At 62.2% G+C, this 18,491-nt stretch carries 12 protein-coding genes; 8 read left to right on the top strand and 4 right to left on the bottom strand.

The window, feature by feature from the left end; genetic code table 11:
* Nucleotides 1-58 precede the first annotated feature (58 nt).
* The 3 genes from ACUN9Y_RS04660 (at nt 59) to guaA (ending at nt 4,506) form a co-directional block, all read left to right on the top strand.
* On the top strand, nt 59-1,069 hold the full coding sequence (locus tag ACUN9Y_RS04660) for a fimbrial protein (RefSeq protein WP_445459522.1): 1,011 nt from the start codon (nt 59-61) through the stop codon (nt 1,067-1,069).
* Between the two features lie 245 nt (nt 1,070-1,314).
* On the top strand, nt 1,315-2,784 hold the full coding sequence (guaB, locus tag ACUN9Y_RS04655; protein ID WP_445459521.1) for an IMP dehydrogenase: 1,470 nt from the start codon (nt 1,315-1,317) through the stop codon (nt 2,782-2,784).
* A 144-nt stretch (nt 2,785-2,928) separates the two neighbouring features.
* Nucleotides 2,929-4,506 (top strand): glutamine-hydrolyzing GMP synthase, encoded by a 1,578-nt coding sequence (guaA, locus tag ACUN9Y_RS04650; protein WP_445459520.1) that lies wholly within the window; start codon nt 2,929-2,931, stop codon nt 4,504-4,506.
* A 238-nt stretch (nt 4,507-4,744) separates the two neighbouring features.
* Here guaA and ACUN9Y_RS04645 read toward each other — a convergent pair whose 3' ends face one another.
* Nucleotides 4,745-5,050 carry a hypothetical protein gene (locus ACUN9Y_RS04645; protein ID WP_445459519.1) on the bottom strand — a complete coding sequence of 102 codons (306 nt, stop codon included), beginning with the start codon at nt 5,048-5,050 and terminating at the stop codon, nt 4,745-4,747.
* A 342-nt stretch (nt 5,051-5,392) separates the two neighbouring features.
* Here ACUN9Y_RS04645 and ACUN9Y_RS04640 point away from each other — a divergent pair, with 342 nt between their 5' ends.
* Nucleotides 5,393-7,090 (top strand): sensor domain-containing diguanylate cyclase, encoded by a 1,698-nt coding sequence (locus ACUN9Y_RS04640; RefSeq protein WP_445459518.1) that lies wholly within the window; start codon nt 5,393-5,395, stop codon nt 7,088-7,090.
* Nucleotides 7,091-7,189: 99 nt separating this feature from the next.
* Nucleotides 7,190-7,957, top strand: coding sequence for an META domain-containing protein (locus ACUN9Y_RS04635; RefSeq protein WP_445459517.1), 768 nt, complete (start codon nt 7,190-7,192; stop codon nt 7,955-7,957).
* A gap of 151 nt (nt 7,958-8,108) precedes the next feature.
* Here ACUN9Y_RS04635 and ACUN9Y_RS04630 read toward each other — a convergent pair whose 3' ends face one another.
* The 3 genes from ACUN9Y_RS04630 to ACUN9Y_RS04620 form a co-directional block, all read right to left on the bottom strand.
* Complete coding sequence (locus ACUN9Y_RS04630) at nt 8,109-9,236, bottom strand: GGDEF domain-containing protein (protein ID WP_445459516.1); 1,128 nt, start codon at nt 9,234-9,236, stop codon at nt 8,109-8,111.
* 488 nt (nt 9,237-9,724) lie between these two features.
* Entirely contained in the window at nt 9,725-10,828 is a 1,104-nt protein-coding gene (locus tag ACUN9Y_RS04625) for a GGDEF domain-containing protein (RefSeq protein ID WP_445459515.1), read from the bottom strand.
* A 219-nt stretch (nt 10,829-11,047) separates the two neighbouring features.
* Nucleotides 11,048-11,767, bottom strand: coding sequence for a YebC/PmpR family DNA-binding transcriptional regulator (locus ACUN9Y_RS04620; protein ID WP_445459514.1), 720 nt, complete (start codon nt 11,765-11,767; stop codon nt 11,048-11,050).
* Nucleotides 11,768-11,981: 214 nt separating this feature from the next.
* On the opposite strand from ACUN9Y_RS04620, the gene ACUN9Y_RS04615 reads away from it, so the two are divergent.
* From ACUN9Y_RS04615 to ACUN9Y_RS04605, 3 genes are all read left to right on the top strand, one after another.
* A complete protein-coding gene (locus ACUN9Y_RS04615; RefSeq protein ID WP_445459513.1) occupies nt 11,982-13,193 on the top strand; it encodes a M24 family metallopeptidase in 1,212 nt (403 codons plus the stop codon).
* Between the two features lie 1,017 nt (nt 13,194-14,210).
* A complete protein-coding gene (locus ACUN9Y_RS04610; protein ID WP_445459512.1) occupies nt 14,211-17,294 on the top strand; it encodes a bifunctional diguanylate cyclase/phosphodiesterase in 3,084 nt (1,027 codons plus the stop codon).
* A 169-nt stretch (nt 17,295-17,463) separates the two neighbouring features.
* On the top strand, nt 17,464-18,402 hold the full coding sequence (locus ACUN9Y_RS04605; protein WP_445459511.1) for a zinc transporter ZntB: 939 nt from the start codon (nt 17,464-17,466) through the stop codon (nt 18,400-18,402).
* Nucleotides 18,403-18,491: the final 89 nt, after the last annotated feature.

Raw genomic sequence — 18,491 nt, 5'->3', positions numbered from 1 at the left:
GCGCCGAGACCGGCCCCGCGTCGGGGTCGCCTGCCCCATAGCATAAGGATATCCCGATATGGCAGCCAGGCGTCGAAGCGCCGCGATCGTCTGCGCCGTCATGGTGATGGCTCTCGGCTTCGCGTCGAGCGCAAGAGTCATGGGCGCTGGCAGCCATTGCACATCGTCGCCGGGGGCGGTTCAGGTGACCCTGAGCAGCGCCAATATCGGGGCCGATGCCGTGGGCACCGAGTTTGGCGGCCATTACGGCGCGTCGCACGCCTTCGATTGTTACGTTCCGGCCAATCGCGCGGGGCAGGTGGTGATCAAAGTCGGGACAGCGTTGAGCGGGGCGACCCACTCGGGGACCCATTACGACTTTGCCACCAACCTTGCCGGCATCAGCCTGCGCCTCAGGATCACCAGCATCGGGGCCAACACGGGCTTCTACAGCAATGGGTTTGAAGTCCGTCCCAAGGCGGGTAACACCAAGGTGGTCTGGAGCTACGACTGGACACTGGTGAAGAGCGCCGAGACGGCCCAGGGCGGAAGGCTCGATGCACGCACGCTCATCGCGAGTATCGGCTGGGTGGACCTTGGCGCCACCGGCTTCAGTGTGTTCCACAACGCCTCGCTCAGCTATGGCGGCGGTGACCGGGTTACCCTGAATAGCTGCAGCCTCGAAACGCCGGCCCTGGCGGTGGACATGGGGGAAATATCGATCGGTGATCTCTCGGGCGTCGGTTCGACGGGGCAGGGCAGCCTGACGACGATCACCATGAACTGCCCATCGGGCACCGCGATGCCCATCGGCTTTTCCATCGACGCCGCCAATAGTGCCGAGGCGATCGATCGGTCTCAGGGTATCGTCGGCCTCAGTCAGGGGGCCACGGCGTCGGGCATCGGCTACCAGGTCAGCGATCCGCTCACCGATCAGCCGATCGTCTTTGGCCACGAGGTGGTGCGCACCAAGGCCAGCGCGGCAATGTCCTTCGGCATTCCCCTGCGCATCAGACCCTATCAGACCCAGGCCGCCATCACGGCGGGCAGCGCCGATGCCTCGCTGGTATTCACGATCAGCTATCGATGAACGGTGATCACAGACTGTCGATGCCTCCCGGAGCGGGGACCAGCCGATTGGCGATAGGGCTACCCAGCTATTTCGACTCTCCAGCTATTTCAACTATTCAGCGGGTCGAGCCCCGGGATACTCCGACGGTTCGCGGTGGCGATCCTCGTCGGGAGGCTCGGTAGCATTGCCCGAAGGTGTGCCGGGTCGTTATAATGGGCGATTAACTTCTTCCCTCCCTCACCAGCCAGTGGGTGTTGTCGCTTATGCTACGTATGGCCCAAGAAGCACTTACGTTCGATGACGTATTGCTTGTTCCCGGGTACTCCGAGGTCCTGCCCAAGGACGTCAGCCTCCGGACGCGCCTGACCCGCGATCTGTTTCTGAACATCCCGCTCGCCTCTGCTGCCATGGATACCGTCACCGAAGCCCGCCTGGCCATCGCCATGGCGCAGGAAGGGGGGATCGGCGTCATCCACAAGAGCATGGGCATTGCTCAGCAGGCCGCCGAGGTCCGCAAGGTCAAGAAACACGAGAGCGTCATCGTCAAGGACCCGGTCACGGTGAGCCCGAAGGCGAAGCTGGCCGACCTTTTGGCGATGGCCGAAGAGAACGGTTTCTCCGGCTTCCCGGTGGTGGAAGGCGAGGCGCTGGTTGGCCTGGTCACCGAGCGTGACATGCGCTTCCAGCCCAATCATGGCGATAGCGTGGCCGATATCATGACGCCCCGCGAGCGCCTGGTCACCGTGGCCGAGGGAACGCCGCTGGACGTGATCAAGGGCAAGATGCAGGAGCATCGCGTCGAGAAGATGCTGGTGGTCAACGACGCCTTTCACCTGCGCGGCCTGGTCACCTTCAAGGACATCGAAAAGGCGCGCACCTTCCCCAGTGCCGCCAAGGATGCCGATGGCCGGTTGCTCGTCGCCGCCGCCGTGGGCACCGGCCCTGAGACGCCCGATCGGGTGGCCGCCCTTGCCGAAGCGGGCGTCGATGCCATCATCGTCGATACCGCCCACGGCCACTCCCGCGGTGTGATCGACCGTGTGCGCTGGGTCAAGGAACACTACCCGCAGATCCAGGTGGTGGGCGGTAACATCGCCACCGCGGAAGCCGCCAAGGCGCTGGCCGAGGCCGGTGCGGATGCGGTCAAGGTCGGCATCGGCCCCGGCTCCATTTGCACCACCCGCATCGTCGCCGGCGTCGGCGTGCCGCAGATCACCGCGGTGTCCAACGTCGCCGAGGCGCTCAAGCCCTACGATATTCCGCTGATCGCCGATGGTGGCGTGCGCTTCTCCGGTGATCTGTCCAAGGCCATCGCGGCTGGTGCCAGCTGCATCATGGTCGGTGGCCTGCTGGCCGGCACCGAGGAAGCACCGGGCGAAGTCGAACTGTTCCAGGGTCGCACCTACAAGGCCTATCGCGGCATGGGGTCGATGGGGGCCATGTCCCAGACCCAGGGCTCCAGCGATCGCTACTTCCAGAACAAGGACGATGGCGTCGAGAAGCTCGTGCCGGAAGGCATCGAAGGCCGTGTTCCTTACAAGGGCGTGATGAGCGCCATCGTCCATCAGATGATGGGCGGGCTGCGTGCCTCGATGGGCTACACCGGCTGCGCCAACATCGACGAGATGCGCACCAAGCCGGAGTTCGTCAAGATCACCGGTGCCGGCTTCAACGAGTCCCACGTTCACGACGTTCAGATCACCAAGGAAGCGCCGAACTATCGCGTCGGCTGATCCGGCCGCGGTGTTTCGATGTAAGGCCGGCCTGATCCCCGCGCCGACATGACGCAAGGCGAGCTGGAAGTGGCCATGGGCCGCTTCCAGCTTTTCGCTTCCGACCTTCTATTGCTGGTAAGCGCCTCTCAAAGGTAATGCCCGATGACAGATATTCACGCCCACAAGATCCTGATCCTCGATTTCGGTTCGCAGTACACCCAGTTGATCGCCCGCCGGGTGCGCGAGATCGGGGTTTACTCCGAGGTACGCGCCTTCGATATCAGCGAAGACGAGATTCGCGAGTATCGTCCCAACGGCATCATTCTCGCCGGTGGTCCGGAATCGGTGACGGAGCTCGGCTCTCCCAGGGCTCCGGCGTGCGTGTTCGAGATGGGGCTTCCGGTGTTCGGCATCTGTTATGGCATGCAGACCATGGCCGAACAGCTCGGGGGCAAGGTCGAAGGCTCCAACAAGCGTGAGTTCGGCTACGCTCAGATTCGCATCGACGCCGAGACGGCGCTGTTCAAGGACATCAAGGATCACGTCGACGCCGACAGCGGTCGCGGCCTTCTGGACGTGTGGATGAGCCACGGCGACAAGGTCGCCAAGGCGCCCGAGACCTTTCGCGTGACGGCCTCCACGCCGAGCTGCCCGGTCGCCGCCATGGCCTGGGAGGAGAAGCGTTTCTACGGCGTGCAGTTCCACCCGGAAGTGACCCACACACAGCAGGGCCAGCGGATTCTCGAGCACTTCGTGCTCGATATCTGCGCCTCCGAGCGTAACTGGACGCCGGCCAAGATCATCGAAGACCAGATCGCTCGCGTACGCGAGCAGGTCGGCGATCGGCATGTCCTGCTGGGGTTGTCTGGTGGCGTTGATTCCTCGGTGGTCGCGGCGCTGCTGCACAAGGCCATCGGCGATCAGCTGACCTGCGTCTTCGTCGACAACGGCCTGCTGCGCAAGAACGAGGGCGACCAGGTCATGGAGACCTTCGGTCAGCACATGGGCGTGCGGGTGATTCGTGTCGACGCCGAGGACCTGTTTCTCGGCAAGCTCGCCGGCGAAGCCGATCCCGAGGCCAAGCGCAAGATCATCGGCAACACCTTCATCGAGGTATTCGACGAAGAGGCGACCAAGATCGAGGGCGTCGACTTTCTGGCCCAGGGCACCATCTACCCGGATGTCATCGAGTCGGCGGCGGCGAAGACCGGCAAGGCCCACGTGATCAAGTCCCACCACAACGTTGGCGGCCTGCCCGAGACCATGAAGCTGAAGCTGGTCGAGCCGCTGCGCGAGCTGTTCAAGGACGAGGTGCGCAAGCTCGGCCTGGAGCTCGGTCTGCCCTATGACATGGTCTACCGCCACCCCTTCCCGGGGCCGGGGCTCGGCGTGCGCATCCTCGGCGAGGTCAAGAAGGACTACGCCGACATCCTGCGCGAGGCCGATGCGGTCTTTATCGAGGAGCTGCACGCCAGTGGCTGGTACCACAAGACCAGTCAGGCCTTCGCCGTGTTTCTGCCGGTCAAGTCCGTGGGCGTGGTCGGCGACGGTCGCCGCTACGAGTGGGTGATCGCCCTGCGCGCCGTGGAAACCATCGACTTCATGACCGCACGCTGGGCGCACCTGCCTTACGAGCTGCTGGAGAAGGTCTCCAACCGCATCATCAATGAGCTCGAGGGCGTGTCGCGGGTGACCTACGACGTCTCGTCCAAGCCGCCGGCGACCATCGAGTGGGAGTGAGTCCTCGCTAGCACCAGGGCCCGCGCCGTTTTCAGCGTGCGATCATGACAACGACGACACCCGCCACAAGGCGGGTGTCGTCGTTTCGGTCATGGGCTCGTGTGTCGTGCTGCGGCGCATCGTTCAAGGCACGTTGCTGGCCGGCGCCAGGTGATCGCCGGTGTGAGCCTATCCCGCCCCTGACATCGCCCGTGGGCCCAGGTCGGCTGTCGCGCAACGCAACCCGGATCGTCCTTCTTCAACCACTCTCGTCGTAGAGGTCTGCCTTGGCATCTCGCATGACATCTTCGCAGGCGGCCTGCTGAGCGAGCTGTGTCATCAGGCTTTGCGACACGGCGAAGCCTTTGCCGAGGCAGGTGTTGACGTCCTCGTGGCCAATGGCTGGGGTGACACTAAGGTCCAGCGTTAGGGTTCTACTGCTCCCGTCGAGGCGGCCGGCCAAGTCACGCAACTGCCAGGCCAATCGCTCTTTCCAGCTAGCGGATCGTTCTGCTCCTTCGGTCACGCTGAGGGTGCACTGCCATTCCGGTTTATAGACCTTCATGCGAACCTCCTTGCTGGCTTAGCGGGTGAGGTTGTCGTCGAGCACGGACTCCTGTCGTTTCATGGTACTTGCTCCAGCATACTCGCCTGAGCCGAGGTTGCTAGTCCCCCGGCGGAGGGACGAGTGACCCGCGGGGCGTTACCGGGCAATGGCTTACGGCATACCTCGGTTCACCGGTGAGTGAGCACTTGCCGGGGCGCCTTGCCGCAGGAGTCGTCGTTGGCGACACGAGATTCCTGACAGCGTTGTCGCAGCGTCGCCTTGCGGGCGTCCTTCGATGGCGTGAGGCGGTCTACACTTGCTGAGGTCGACAGGGGAGACGGCAATGGCGAGAAAACGCTCATGACCCGTCATGGAGCGGGGGTAGCAGCAGTCTGGGGCCTGCTGGCGTTGGTGCTGGCCATCGGGCTTGGCCCGGTGGCGGAGTCTCTCGACCGGCGAGGCGACCGCTTCGCCCTTCTCGATTATCAGGGCGATGCGGTGCCAACACGAAAGCCGGCTAGTAAGCGCCTACTCTCCGAACAGGGCGAGGTGAGCCTGGGATTGTCTTCCCGGCCGGTGTGGATCGCCATTGAGCTGGCCAGGCGCGGCGAGCCTCATCTGATGTACCTGTCCAATCCGCTGTTACGCAGCGCCAGCCTGTATCGCCGCGACACAGAAGACGGTCAGTCATGGCGCCTTGAGGCGCCTGTCCAGGAGGCCGTTTACCGAGGTGACATGGCGACGGCGCGGCCGCTATTCGAGGTCGAAACGCCGGGGCGCTATCTGCTGAAGCTGAACACTGCCCAGGCATTGCGCTTCACCATCCGCGTCGTCACAGAGGAGGAAATGCACCGCAACTGGCGCGATTTTTTGCTGGGCCAGGGGCTGTACTTTGGCCTGGTCATGGGGCTGGCGTTGTACAACGGACTCCTACTGCTCGGGCTGCGTGATACCAGCTACCTGTGGTATGTGTGCTTTCTGATCGGGTCCGCCGGTTATTTTTTATGCCAGAATGGCCTTCTCTACCGTGCCTTCCCGGAGATGTCCACGGCCACCAATGAAGCCCTGCTATTGACCTCATTGGCCTGGATCTCGGTCAGCGGGCTGCAGTTCTGTCGCCGTTTTCTGCTGCTCGGTCATGAGGACCCGGTCGTGGACCGTGGCATGCTGGCGATGTGGCCATTGGCAGGCGTGGGGGCAGGCTTGGCCTGGTGGTTCCCCGGGTATGTCACGGTGATGTACTTCTCGTTGATCGGTCTGTTGGTCCTGTGCGGCATTCTCGGATCTTCGGTGCGGGCCCTGCTGCGCGGCTTTCGTTCGGCGCGCTGGTTGCTGTTGGCCTGGTCTGCACTGGTGGCCGGCGCCGCCAGTCTGTTGCTCTCCACCTACGGGCTGCTGCCCCACGGATTCTGGAGTTACCATGGCTTCCAGGTGGGATCGGCGCTGGAGTCGGTCCTGCTGTCCCTGGCCTTGGCGGACCGGATCAGCCTGTTGCAGCGCGAACGCCAGGCGCTGCTATCAGAGCAGGCTCGGCTGCATGGCATGAGCTATATCGATGGGCTCACCGGGGTTCATAATCGGCGCTACCTGGATGAGGCCTTGCCGGTGGCGGTGCAGGCTGCCGAGTCCAGCGGTCGGCCGCTGTCGCTGATCATGCTCGACCTGGATAACTTCAAGCGATTCAATGATGGCTGGGGACACGCCGAGGGAGACCGTGCCTTGCAGCATCTGACGGCGGTCATCGATGAAGTGATTCGCGACGTCGACCCGGTGTGTCGTTATGGGGGCGAGGAGTTCGTCATTCCCCTCAAGGAGCGCGATGCGCGCCAAGCCATGGAGATCGCCGAGCGCATTCGCAAGGAGTTGGCGGCATCACCACTGTCACTGCAAGAGGGCGGCGCTGCCTTGTTGACCTGTACCTTGGGCGTCGCCACCAGGCAGCCGGGAGAAACGGCAGCGGCACTGCTGCGGCGCGCAGATCAGGCGCTGTATCGCGGTAAATATGCCGGCCGTGATCGTGCCGTATTGCATTCCCCCGTAGGCTCTGAAGCGCCTTGAGGGGGCCAGCGGTCGCGCTCGCAGTCCGGTTGGGGACCCCAGGTGGTCCGCGCCGTCCAATCTCTTCGACCTTTCTTTGTTATTGCCTAAGGATGGACCATGAAAACGATGCTTCGACTCGCGGTATTGACCACGCTTGCCATGCTGATCGCCGGCTGTGCGCGGCAGTCAGGGGCTCAGGGCGCGGCAGCGCTAGGGGACTTGCCGGCGAGTTACCGCGGGCAATTGGCCTGCGCCGATTGCAAGGGCATTCGCCATGAACTCGCGCTCTTCGATGACGGCGTCTATACCCTGAAACGCGTCTACCTAGGACCCGGGGAAGGGCGGCGCTTTCATGAGCGAGGACACTGGCGCCTCGATGGCGGTAGCACCCTGGTCCTCGACGGTGGTGAGCGCGAACCGAGCCGTTGGCAGGTGAGGCACGCTGCGCTCGTTCGCCTGGATCGCCGTGGTGAGCCCGTCGAAGCGGCGGCTGGGGCAGAGCTTGAGCGCTTGCCCGAGTATCTCGGCGAGCGCCTCGAAGGCACCTATTGGAAGCTGATCGGGCTGAACGGTGAGGATGTGCCGGTCACGTCCGGCGCGGGCAGGGAAGCGCACCTCGTGCTGCACGCGCCTGAAGGGCGCATCGCGGGCGCCACCGGGTGCAATCGTCTGATGGGGAGCTATCGTCTCGATACCGACCGGGTGGCCTTTTCGGGGCTGGCCACGACGCGAATGGCCTGCGCCGGTGCGGCGGCTGATCTCGAGCGACGCTTCGTGGCGGCTCTCGCATCCGCCACCGAGTTCCGCGTGCTGGCCGATCGGCTCGAGTTGTACGATACCGAGGGCGCCGTCGTGGCACGTTTCGAGGTGGTTCACCTGACCTGACGAGGTGGTTCACCTGACCTGGCCTGACCGCCACGCTTTTGGGGCACGCCAGGCACCTGTCTGGTGGCCCAGGGTGGGCACCGGGTCATGAACGGCCACCGGGTCATGAACGGCGCAGCGGCGTCAACGGAGACGGGCGCGCGGTCGACGCTCATGCGCCGGCGTGGCGGCGTGGTATTCGCTCCTCGCCTACAGCGAGGCCGCAGTCGTCACAGGCCGGCTCGCTGAAGACGCGATCGCGGCCGGCGGCCTTGGCGCGGTAGAGCAGGTGGTCGGCCCGATTGATGGCCGTATCGAAGTCTTCGCCAGGAACGAGGGCGGTGACACCGGCACTCAAGGTAACGGGGATACGCAGGGTGCCGTGCACAACCGGATGCTGGTGCAGCCGCTGTCGATAGACATTGATTGCCGGCACAATTTGTTGCACCGAAGCATCGGGGAAGACCAGCACGAACTCTTCTCCTCCCCAGCGACAGACGATATCCGAGGTGCGGAAGTGACCGGTAAGCGTTCGCGCCAGTTCGACGAGGCAGGTATCCCCCGCATCGTGGCCATAGTGGTCATTGATGGTCTTGAAGTGATCGATATCGATGATAGCCAGGCAGCAGGAAAACGACGAGCGTTTCTGGCGTTCGGCCAGCTGCTGCAGGTAGTCGCTGGTAAAGCGGCGGTTGTACAAGCCGGTCAGGGTATCCCGCGTGGCCATCCAGGTGAGGTCTCTCTCCTGTGCTTCGTACATCGATCGAATGATGATGGCGAAGCCAGCCATGGTAGCGACGGAGATGCCCATGTTGACGATCGCTACCGCTTCGGGAATTCGAGACGTCGTAGCGAACCACCCATGAGACGGCGGAGCACTGAGGGAAAGAAAGAGTGCCATGCCGATGAACCCCAGCAAGCCGGCTTTCCAGCGATCGATGTCCGGACAGATGAGGACCAGACAAGAAAGTGGAATCAGGTAGAACTGGAAGGCGCTTTCTTGCCCGGTGATTATCGTCGCCAGTGTGGCATGCAGTGACGCTTCGATAGCGATAAGGTTGACGGCGAAGTTGCGTCTTTTCTGGTGGCTAAGCTTCCAGGAAACGATCCAGGCGGTGGCGCTTGCGATGTTTAGGATGGCCAGAATAGGATATCCGTACCACCAGAAAAGGGGGATGAATGCGGTATGGGCGAAGGCGCCCATCAAGCCCCCCCAATACAACACAAAGTCTTTTCGAAGGCCTTCGGATGGCGTCGCTTTTAGGCGGTATATTAGGCTTTCTTTTTCAGATTCTGACATGAAAAATATCGCTCCCAGTCAGGAGATTGCTTTTCTTCGAAATGCGGATTGCCTTCTGGATTGCAAGTGTGGTTAGCCGGGGGCGCAATGGGAGTATAAGCGCTGGGTTGGGGGATTGCCTATCTGGCGAGGGGGCGATGAGAGTGTGGTCGGGAGCAATAATCGTGTAGCAAGCCGCGTGAGCTGGGCATCTTGTGGGTGACACGAAGAATTCTCTCGAACAAGAGGTGCTCGACGCGGATTAGATTCGACGACAAGTATTCGCCGCGGATGCGGCGAGGTTCCGCCATTGTTCTGCGTGTAAAGTTAAAAGAACGTCGAGGTGAACGTATCGTACGCTCGCAGATCCGTCGTTATCGGTGGGTGGGGAAAGCTACTATGACGGCGGGATAGGAAGGTGGTGTGATCGAGGAAGGCTCGAGGCTAAAGCCCAGGGGCGCTCTTGGTACGGGATTCGTGGTTGAGGAGTCGAGGTCGCGCCTGGGGCATCACTGCTCAATATTGGATGATTCGTGCGGTGAACTTGCGTCGGTCACGATGCGATCACGCCCCTCTGCTTTGGCCCGATAAAGGAGGCGGTCGGCGCGGTTTATCGGCACGTCTACGGTTTCATGAGGAGCAATTTCGGTCACGCCGATACTTAGTGTCAGTTGGAACTCTCCCTTGTCATGCTCGATGCAAAGGTGGGTCAGTTGGCTGCGAAGTTGTTCGATGACCGGGTGAATATCTTCCAGCGAAGTGTTTGGAAAAATGACCAGAAACTCTTCACCGCCCCAGCGGCAGAGAATATCCGAGCGCCGAAAATGTGCCTGCAGCAGGCTGGAAATGCTGACCAGAGACAGGTCCCCCACATCATGTCCATAGCTGTCATTGATGCGTTTGAAATGGTCGATGTCCAACAGCGCTATGCAGCAGGGCGCTGGCTCGCGCTGGCGCTGAGCCGCGAGCTGATGCAGATAGTCGCTAGCGAAGCGCCGGTTGAAAAGGCCTGTCAGGGCGTCGCGGGTGGCCATATGGGTCAGACGGCTTTCCTGCATCTCGAAGACGAGCCGAACACTGATGGCGAAGCCGACCAGGATGAACAGCGCCGAGGCCACCAGAACGTGGTAGAGCGGGCCGGGCAACGTCGGCAACGGGCCGGCGATGTCGCCCATCAGGTCCTCGTCGAGCAGGATGAACAGTGTCATCAGGCACAGTCCCAGTATGGCGGACTTCCACCGCGCCAGATTGGGGCTGATGGTCACCAGGCAGGCGATGGGCACAAGGAAGAAGTGAAAGCCCGAGGCGGCGCCGAGCAAGAGGGTGGCGAGGGTGGCATGCAGGGCCGTTTCACCGGCGATCAGATAGATGGCGCGGTTATAGTGCGCCGCGCGATTGGCCAGCCACGCGGCCAGCCAGATCGCTACGCTGACGACGTTGAACACCGCCAGCAGGCTCTGGTCCAGGCGCAGGAATACGAGGATGAAACCGACGTGTGTCAGTGCACCGAGCAGGCTCGCCAGGTGGATCAGAATGTACTTGCGGAAGTCTCGCCCGTGTACCAGCGCTGGCTTGCTGCTCGGGAGATGAGCGGTGAAAGACGACTGGGGCATGGGGAGGCACTCCTTGGGGGATCTTGGCACCGCGCTCCATCGCGATGACCGTGAGTCGCGTCACGGTCATCGCGATGGAGAGGGGAATGCCCGGAGCGTTGTGGCGGGTCTGACACCTGGAAGGCGTCCCCTGAATAGACATTAGCAGATTTGCAGGATAGGACAGGCAGGGCACCGACGCCGGACGGGCGCCGGTAAACGCAGCGTGAACGCTGTCGGTCAGGCGAGCTCGGCGCTGTGGTAGACGTTCTGCACGTCGTCAAGCTCGTTGAGCATGTCCAGCAGTTTCTCGAATAGCGCCAGGTCATCGCCTTCGAGTGCGGTGGTCGCCTGGGGCAGAAACTGAATTTCGTCGAGATCGAACTCGACTTCGCCGAACGCCTGCTGGAGCGCCTGGCGTGTCTTGGCGTAGTCCGTTGGCGGTGCGTAGACGGTGATCTGGCCGTTTTCGCTCTCGATGTCGGTGACATCGACGTCGGCTTCCATCAGCGCTTCGAGGGCCGCTTCTTCGTCCTCGCCTGGGTAGGCGAAGATGGCCAGATGATCGAACATGTGGCTGACGCTGCCCGGCGTGCCGATCTTGCTCTTGGTCTTGGTGAAGCAGGCACGGACGTCGCCGAAGGTGCGGTTGGGGTTGTCGGTCAGACACTCGACGATGACCATCGCATTGCCCGGCCCGAAGCCCTCATAGCGGGCTGGGGAATAGTCTTCGCCGCCGACACCGGAGGCCTTGTCCAGGGCCTTGTCGATCACGTGTCCGGGCACCTGATCCTTCTTGGCGCGATCGATAAGGCCGCGCAGGGCGAGGTTGCCGTTGGGGTCGACTCCGCCTGACTTGGCGCAGACGTAGATCTCGCGTCCGTACTTGCTGTAGACCTTGGTCTTGGCGGCGGCCGTCTTGGCCATGGATTCCTTGCGGTTCTGGAAGGCCCTACCCATTGCGTTGTCCTGTTGCTTGATGTCGTTGCGAAACGGCAGTGAGGTGAAAAGATGAATGACCAGATGTGGCTCGATTCTACGAAACCGTGGGCGCAGCGAACAGTTTTTCTTCGGCTGACGCTGACCCAATGCCGAACTTCCTGAGGCGGTGCAAGGCTCGGTGATCCGCCATCACGTCTACACTGTGGGAATTCTCGGGTCGGAGACATGGCGAATGGATCATCAGGCGTATTATCAGGCGCTCGCGGCGTCGTTACAGGGCAGCGAGTTGGCATTCCCCGTTGACGAGTTCGAAGGGCGTCTCGTCCGCGCTCGAGATGCGATGCACAGAGAGGGGGTCGATGCGTTGCTGCTGACGTCGCCGGCGGACATCTTCTACCTGTGCGGCTATCACACCTTCGAAGTGTCGGTCCATGCCGCTCTGGTCGTGACTGCCCATCGTACCTTGCTGCAGGTGGCGTCCATCGAGACGGGGCCCGCGGTGGTCACGGCAAGGGTGGACGAGGTCGTCGGCTATCGCTGGGAAATGCTCGACGAGGTCATCGCGCCCCTGGCCGATGCTCTGAGCGACTGTCGCTCGGTCGCCATCGATGGGGTCTCGTCGGGGTTGCGACACGGTGTGATGCGTCCTCTGCAGTCGCGACTCGGAGGGGAGCGCTTCCACGATCGAGCGTCGGCGTTAATGGCGGGCCTGCGCCTGGTCAAGAGCGACCGGGAACTCGACTGCCTGGCCCATAGCGCCCGACTCTCCGCGCTTGGCCTTGCCGCAGCCATCGACGTGATTCGTCCGGGGATCAGTGACAACGAAGTGGCGGCGGAGGGCGCCAGGGCCATGCTGGCGGCCGGCAGTGAATTCTTCAGTCTGGCGCCGATCGTGACGGCCGGCGCTCGTAGCGGCGTGATCCATGTCAATCACAAGCGTCACGAGATCAAGCAGGGAGAATCCGTGTTTCTCGAATTTGGTGCGGTGTGGCAGCGCTATACGGCACCTATCATGCGCACCGTCTCCCTTGGCCCCCCGAGTCGAGAGATGCAAGCGGCCGCTGATCTTTGTCAGCGTCTGGAGCAGACATTGTGTGATGCGATGCGCCCCGGTGTGGCGTTCGAAGAGGTCGCTGAGCTAGCGCAGCGGGAGTTCGACGCCCAAGGCAATGAGCTGTTTCACTCCGGCGTCTTCGGTTACTCGGTCGGTGCGCAGTTTCCACCGAGTTGGGTAGAGGGCACCGGCTACATCGCCCGCGGGCAGAAGCGCCGGTTGGCCGACAACATGGTCTTTCACCTGCCGCTGTGCCTTCGCTTGCCGGGACGTTGGGGGGTTGGCTTGAGCAATACCGTCAAAATCACCGCGCGCGGCGCCGTGCCGATCACTGAACATGACGGGCGCCTGCTGGTGTTGCGGCAAGAGGCGGGCCCGAGTGTCGAGTGAGCGTCGAGTGAGCGTCGAGTGAGTGTCGAGCTGAGGCGGCGCGAGGGGGAAGCTGAGTGTCGAGCTGAGGCGGCGCGAGGGGGAAGCTGAGTGTCGAGTGAGTGTCGAGCTGAGGCGGCGTGAGGGGGGAGGCTGAGTGTCGAGTGAGCGTCGAGTGAGTGTCGAGCTGAGGCGGCGCGAGGGGGAAGCTGAGTGTCGAGTGAGTGTCGAGTGAGTGTCGAGCTGAGGCGGCGCGAGGGGGGAAGCTGAGTGTCGAGTGAGTGTCGAGTGAGCGTCGAGCTGAGGCGGCGTGAGGGGGGAGGCTGAGCGTCGAGTGAGCCGGGACCCCATGCGGCCGTGCATGGGTCTGTGTGGCCGCTCTGCCACCGACAACGTTGCCCGCCGGGTCGTATTCTCCATCATAGTCGTCGAGTGGGCTGGGCGGGCGTGGCCGTGCGGTACCCTGCCCGTGAGGTGGTACTTATCGCGTCCCATCGCGGTGGGGCTAGCAGGACCATGGCCATCCTCCGGGCTTCCCGGAGAACGCTATCATCGTTCTCGCAGCGGCCGTCATGCCTCGTTATTGCGTGGTGTCGTACATCGTTTTTTTGCGCGGGGGTAGCCTTCGAAACGCGTCGTTGGTAACCCTGTATTGATACATGATGTCTGCGCTTTTATCGCAGAGATTCATCACTATTTCATGTCTGGTATGCGCCTTTCTCTGGCGATGTTTATGTGTTGTACTTGGGATGATTTGGCGCTAAATATGGACCCCGTGTACTTGGGCTTAAGATCCGTTCACGTGGTTGGATGGCCGATGATTCTGAACGGAAATTCACTAGTTTGACGGTTCGAACGTTCGACGGGCCATCGGTGGCATATAACATAGTGGCAAGCAGAGCAGGGGCAATGGTCCAGGCTGTGGTGCTACGCGGTCGTGGGAGCGGACGCGGCGCGGCGCGGGGCGAGGTGCCGGTGTCAGCGAAGGCGTTGACGATTGCTGACGTTCGAGTGAAGGCGTCGGAACCAGGAGAGGTCATGACAGCGCGGCAGGCACACGGACGCGATCCTTCGACACGAGCTCGGCGTGGCGCCTGGCTCCCGGTTGTGCTGTACCTGGTGGCGCTGGTGGCACTCGTGGCGGGCATCATCTGGGTGGCCATGACGCAGTATCACAGCGACCTCGCCAGGTCCGAGGAGCGCCTCACGTCCAAGGGGGAACTAGCGGCAGAATGGATGCTGAGCATGTTCGCTGCCAGTGAGCAGACCCTGGTGGGGTTGTCTCAATTGTTCGATGCGCCCGATCAGTCCCGGGTGCTGGAGCAGTCGGTGGAGGTCAGTGCTTTTTTGCATAGACGCAGCGACAGTCTCGACTTCGTCGATGAACTGCTGCTGGCTTCGCCCGACGGTCATGTCAGCCATGCCTCCAGCCCCGACGTGGATCCATCACTTAGCGTGGCGGATACCGATGTCTATCGCTTTCTTATCGAACACCCCCGTCAGGACGGTGTCCTGTCCACCCTTTACTGGTCGGATCGTGCCGTCGGCTACCGTATTCTGCACCTGCTACGAATACGTGATAGCAGCGGTGCCTTCACCGGGTTGGCAATCGGCAGGATCGATCCCGAGGTGCTGGCTCAGCGGTTGATGGAGCTTGATCTTGTCGAGGGTGAGAGTATCGCCTTGGTGGATGCCAACGGCGACCTGATCGCCAGGCGGCCGGCGATCTCCTTGCGGGTCGGGGAGCCGATTCCTTCTGACGACGAGCATCCCAGGCTAGCGCTGAAGGATGAGCGCACCGCGTACGAGAAGGTGTCGAATCTGGATGGCGAGCGTCGGCTGTTCGTCGCTAGCCGGGTCGGGAGCCGGCCCTTCTGGGTCGTCGTGGGACAGAGCAAGCGCGCAATCCTGGCCGGTTGGACTCAGCGCTTCTGGGCGCTGGTGGTGACCGGAATGCTGGTCGCCCTGCTCGGGTGGTTGTTGTTGCGCTACTTCGTCGCTCAACGTGCCATCGGCGACCGGCTGCGACAGGAGGTGCACGAACGTCGTCTTGCCCAGCAGGATACGCAGTCCCGGGAAGCGCGCCTGCAAGCCCTGATCGGATCCATGCAGGACCTGGTCTTCGTGATCGACGGCGATGGACGATTCACCTACGTCCATGCCAGCGATGAGAGCCAACTGCTGGCACCGCCAAAGCAGTTGATGGGACGCCATTTTCGCAGCGTCCTGCCGGATGACGTCGGCGAGCGGGCCGATGCCGTTCTCGATCGTCTGGGGAAGACTCGACAGCCCCAGCGGTTCGATTATCGGCTCGAGCTAGGCGATGAACTGCGCTATTTTTCGGCATTGTTCAGTCCCTTGGCGGACCAGGACAACGGTCTGGATGGCGTTCTGGCGGTGGTCAGAGACGTGACCGAAGAACGTCAGCAGCAAGCCCAGCTGAGTATCTCGGCGATGGCCTTCGAGACCCATCTCGGCATGATGATCACCGATGAACAGGGCGCGATCCTCAGGGTTAACAAGACCTTTACCCAGATCACCGGCTACAGCGAGAGCGAGATCCGGGGGCGCAATCCCCGTGTGTTGAGTTCGGGTCGTCATGATGCCAGCTTCTATCGCCGTCTATGGACGTCGGTGGTCGAAACCGGTTCCTGGCAGGGAGAGGTCTGGAATCGACGCAAGAATGGTGAAGTCTATCCGCAGTGGCTGACCATCAGTGGCGTCCTGGATGATCATGGGCGGCGCACGCACCTGGTCGCCACCTTGAGTGATATGACAGAGAGCAAGGCCGCCGAACGTGAGATCCATCAGCTCGCCTTCTACGACCCGTTGACCGGGCTGCCCAATCGCCGCCTGATGCTGGAGCGTCTCAATGACGCACTGGTCGCGAGCCAGCGCAACGGTCGTTTCGGGGCGATGTTGTTTATCGATCTGGATAACTTCAAGCGGGTCAACGATACCCTGGGCCACTATTGCGGCGACAAGCTACTGCAAACCGTGGCCAATCGCTTCCAAGCCGTGTTGCGGGACAGAGATACGCTGGCTCGCCTGGGCGGCGATGAGTTTGTGGTGCTGGTGCGCGACCTGGGCACCCACGCAGACGATGTCGTCGAGGTGGCCGAGACGATTGCTCGCAAGTTGCTCGATACCCTGGAAAGGAGTTGTGAGCTGGGTGAGGCTTCGGTCAGCGTGACGGCCAGCGTTGGTATCACACTATTTCGGGATGGCGTGACGACGCTGGATGAACTGCTGCAGCAGGCGGATATGGCGCTGTTCCAGGCCAAGTCGCTGGGCCGTAATGTGGCGTCGTTCTTCGACCCCGAGCTCCAGGCCAGGCTCAAGGCACGAACCCGGCTTGAGGCAGACTTACGCCAGGCTCTGGAACGCGGTGAACTGTTTCTGGTCTATCAGCGCCAGGTCGATGACGCGGGGCGGTTGACCGGTGCCGAGGCGCTCCTGCGCTGGCGTCATCCTGAGCTCGGCCTGGTGCCTCCGCCGGAATTCATTGCCCTGGCCGAGGAGTCGCGACTGATTTCCCGGATTGGCTTGTGGGTCCTGGAGCAGGCTTGCCAACGCCTGGTCGAATGGGGAAAGGATCCCGCGCGGGCATTGCTTTCGCTGTCGGTGAACGTCAGCCCCAAGCAATTCCGAGAGCCGGGCTTCGTCGCGGAGGTCGAGGCGATACTCAAGCGGACCAAGGCGCCGCCTGCACGACTAAAGCTCGAGGTGACGGAGACGCTGTTCGTGGAAGATCGAGACGATATCCGCGTCACGATGCTCAGGCTCAAGGCCCTGGGTGTCACTTTCGCGCTGGACGATTTCGGGACCGGATACTCGTCGCTGTCCTATTTGAAGCGCCTGCCCCTGGACCAGATCAAGATCGATCAGTCCTTTGTGCGTGATGTGCTCGACAACACCACAAGCTCAGCGATAGTCGCCAGTACCATCACCTTGGCCCATAGCTTGAATCTCGAGGCCATCGCCGAAGGCGTCGAGACCGAGGCCCAGCGGGCCTGGTTGATCGAACACGGCTGCACGGCTTTCCAGGGCTACCTGTTCGGCCGGCCTGACGTCGATGGCGTCGACAGCTTTTTTCGCGATCAGGACCCTGGCATAGTCTGACCACGCGGCGGTGGTTGGCGCCCAGGGCGGTGCCAGGCCGCCGCCACGGCCGGACCCCACACGGTACCGTCGCGTGCAACTAATCCCCACCTCGTCCTGAGTGTCGGTCGCTGGATCATGGAGCAACCCAGGTAGCGGCAGGCGCGATGGCTCGGCCGACGGAGAGGTCATGACCCCCTCTTTTTTTATCGACGCCTGGTCCTTTGTAGATGGCGTCACTCAGCTAGCCGAGCCGGAACCCGGTCCGCTAGTGCCCGGTGCCTGGTATCACTTTCAACGTGATCTGGAGGAAACCGAGCATCGATTGGCGCAGGCGGGAATCCCTGCGTCTGCCATCGACAGCGTGCTGGCCGACGATACGCGGCCGCGTTTCGAGTCCCTGGGCAATGGCAACTTCCTGCTGATCCTGCGTGGGGTGAATCTCAACCAGGGGGAGCAGCCCGACGATATGCTCAGCATCCGCATGCTGTTCTATGGCGGGGTGCTGATTTCGACACGCAAGCTGCCTTCCCGCGCCATTGCCGATATTCGCCGAGAGCTTGTCGAAGGCAAGGGGCCCGATGATCTCGGCGCCGTGGTGGTCGAGATCATCGAAAAGCTGCATGAGCGTATCGAAGACTTCGTCGAGCCCTTCGATGCCATCATCGCGGCTCAGGAAGAGGAACCCGATGCCGACAACAGCGTGCTGATGTCGCTCAACAAGCGTCTGATCAAGCTCAGACGCTTCCTCAAGCCCCAGCGCTATGCGCTGGATGCCCTGATCGAGTCGCTTCCGCCGCTACTCAGTGACGATCGCTTCGACCTGGCCAATGCCAGCGATACGGTCCGCCGGATCAACGAATCGGTCGATTTTTACCTTGAGCATATCGGCATGGTTCAGCAATATCAGGCGCATCGGCACACCGAGAAGGTCAATCGCAACACCTACCTGTTGTCGATCATTTCTGGCGTTTTCCTGCCGATCAGCTTTCTGACCGGTCTTCTGGGCGTCAATATCGGCGGTATGCCCGGCGTCGATAGCCCGATGGCGTTTGCCGCGTTCTGCGGCATTATGGTGGTACTGGTGACGGTCGAAATGTGGCTGCTCAAGCGCTGGCGATTCATCTAGGCGCCGGGCTTGCGCCGTGTCGTAGGTTCAGGCCAAGGCGTTGAAGGCGATCGTCCGATGCGACACCCTGATTTGGCCTGATGCGCTGA

Source organism: Halomonas sp. V046 (genome assembly GCF_052645355.1).
This window is presented reverse-complemented; position numbering and strand designations above follow the sequence as displayed.

Coding starts and splice junctions, on each gene's coding strand:
- ACUN9Y_RS04660 (WP_445459522.1), top strand. CDS start 59: ATGGCAGCCAGGCGTCGAAGCGCCGCGATCGTCTGCGCCGTCATGGTG.
- guaB (WP_445459521.1), top strand. CDS start 1,315: ATGCTACGTATGGCCCAAGAAGCACTTACGTTCGATGACGTATTGCTT.
- guaA (WP_445459520.1), top strand. CDS start 2,929: ATGACAGATATTCACGCCCACAAGATCCTGATCCTCGATTTCGGTTCG.
- ACUN9Y_RS04645 (WP_445459519.1), bottom strand. CDS start 5,050: ATGAAGGTCTATAAACCGGAATGGCAGTGCACCCTCAGCGTGACCGAA.
- ACUN9Y_RS04640 (WP_445459518.1), top strand. CDS start 5,393: ATGACCCGTCATGGAGCGGGGGTAGCAGCAGTCTGGGGCCTGCTGGCG.
- ACUN9Y_RS04635 (WP_445459517.1), top strand. CDS start 7,190: ATGAAAACGATGCTTCGACTCGCGGTATTGACCACGCTTGCCATGCTG.
- ACUN9Y_RS04630 (WP_445459516.1), bottom strand. CDS start 9,236: ATGTCAGAATCTGAAAAAGAAAGCCTAATATACCGCCTAAAAGCGACG.
- ACUN9Y_RS04625 (WP_445459515.1), bottom strand. CDS start 10,828: ATGCCCCAGTCGTCTTTCACCGCTCATCTCCCGAGCAGCAAGCCAGCG.
- ACUN9Y_RS04620 (WP_445459514.1), bottom strand. CDS start 11,767: ATGGGTAGGGCCTTCCAGAACCGCAAGGAATCCATGGCCAAGACGGCC.
- ACUN9Y_RS04615 (WP_445459513.1), top strand. CDS start 11,982: ATGGATCATCAGGCGTATTATCAGGCGCTCGCGGCGTCGTTACAGGGC.
- ACUN9Y_RS04610 (WP_445459512.1), top strand. CDS start 14,211: ATGACAGCGCGGCAGGCACACGGACGCGATCCTTCGACACGAGCTCGG.
- ACUN9Y_RS04605 (WP_445459511.1), top strand. CDS start 17,464: ATGACCCCCTCTTTTTTTATCGACGCCTGGTCCTTTGTAGATGGCGTC.